Annotated in this window: 1 protein-coding gene; it reads right to left on the reverse strand. The window is 70.6% G+C overall.

Annotated elements, in window-relative coordinates:
• Positions 1-8: 8 nt before the first annotated feature.
• Positions 9-1599, reverse strand: a 1591-nt coding sequence (locus Q8M88_RS10160; RefSeq protein WP_305596997.1) for an IPTL-CTERM sorting domain-containing protein, incomplete at its 5' end; no start/stop codon positions are given.

A 1599-nucleotide genomic window follows, 5' to 3' on the forward strand; every position in this document is an offset into this window, starting at 1 on the left:
GGCCCGCCTCAGGCGGCCGGCGCCGATCGGCGGCGCAGCGAAGCGGCTGCCACCAAGCCCATCAACGCAGCCAAAGCGACCAGTCCCCACTCGCCCAGCGTCGGTATGCCGATGGCCGAAGCCGGCACGGCCTGCACCGCAATCGACACGCCCACCGAGGTCGAGGCGAAACCGTCGCACACCGTCACCAGCACCTGCGACACGCCCACCGGCCCGGTGGGCACACCCACAATGGCGCCGGTGCCGGGGTCGATCGACAGACCGGCAGGCAGGTGGCCCACCGGCACACTGAATGTGAGCGGCCCTTTGGCGCCGCCAATGGCGCTGGGCAGCACCTGGCCGGGCGCCAGCCGGGTGAAGCTCAGGGCCGGATAACTCAGCGCGATGGTGTAGCTGCGCACAGCCAGCCAAACGTTGGCAAACACCTGCTGAGACCCGGTGGTGAAGCGCACCGTGACTTGCGACGACGTCGCCGCGCTGGGGGTGCCAGCGATCACGCCGGTGGCGGCGTCCAGCGTCAAGCCGGCCGGCAAGGCGCCGGCCGTGATGGCGTAGCTGCCCGCGATGGTGACCGGGGGCACCACGGGCGCCAGCGTGAAGGGCGTGCCCAGCACCGGCGCGGTGGCGGGGTAGGACAAGGTGGGCAGGATCGCCAGGGCCAGCACGTTTTGCCACACCTCCAGCCCGCCCTGCGCCTCGGCGCGGATGGTGGGCGTGAACACGCCCGAGGTGGCGGTGCTGGGCGTGCCGCTGATGACGCCTGTGCTGGCGTTGATGGACAGGCCCGCCGGCAGCACATCGGCGGCCACGCTGTAGGTGATGGGGCCAGTGAAGCCGCTCACGCTGGGCGCCAGCTGGTAGGGGCCACTGCCCACGCTCACGTTGAGCAGGTCGGGGTAGATCAGGCGCAGGCTGGGCGGCGTGTTGAGCACGGTGATGGTGGTGCTGGCTGTGGCCGATGAAGCCAGCGGCCCGGCCTGGTCCAGCCGCACGCTCACAGCGAAGACGCCCGCAGCGGTGGGCGTGCCGGCGATCACACCGGTGGCCGCGTCCAGGGCCATGCCGGGCGGCAAAGCGCCCAGCGCGATGGCATAGGTCGGCGCACCGTTGAGGTTGACGACCGACGGGTTGATGGCCTGGGCCGTGCCGACGAAGGCCTCCACCGCCACGGGGTAGCCCAGGCCCAGGGGTTTGAAAGGCACGGTCGCTGTGGTGCCAAAAAAACCTTGTCCGGCGCCCAGCCCCACGTCGTCGGGGCTGCCGTTCAAGGCCGACACCTCGAATTCGTACAGCACCCCATTGACCAGGCTGCTGATGGTGGTGGCGTTGCCGGTGCCGGCAAACACCCACGGGGTCCAGCCCAGGCTGCCGAAGGCGCGGTACCTGACGACATAGGCCACGATGGGCGAGCCGTTGGCGGCCGGGCTTGTCCACGCCAGGTCCACCTGCCCATCGCCGGCGGTGGCGGTGACCACCGGCGTGCCAGGCACCGCAGAAGGTGTGGCGCTGGCCACATTGCTCCAGATGCCGGGCGTGCCGCCATTGACCGCTCGCACCACCCACCAGTAGGTGCTGCCGTTGACCAGACCACCCAGGGTA

Origin of the sequence: Phenylobacterium sp. (assembly GCF_030693805.1) — a bacterium.
GTDB lineage: Bacteria > Pseudomonadota > Alphaproteobacteria > Caulobacterales > Caulobacteraceae > Phenylobacterium.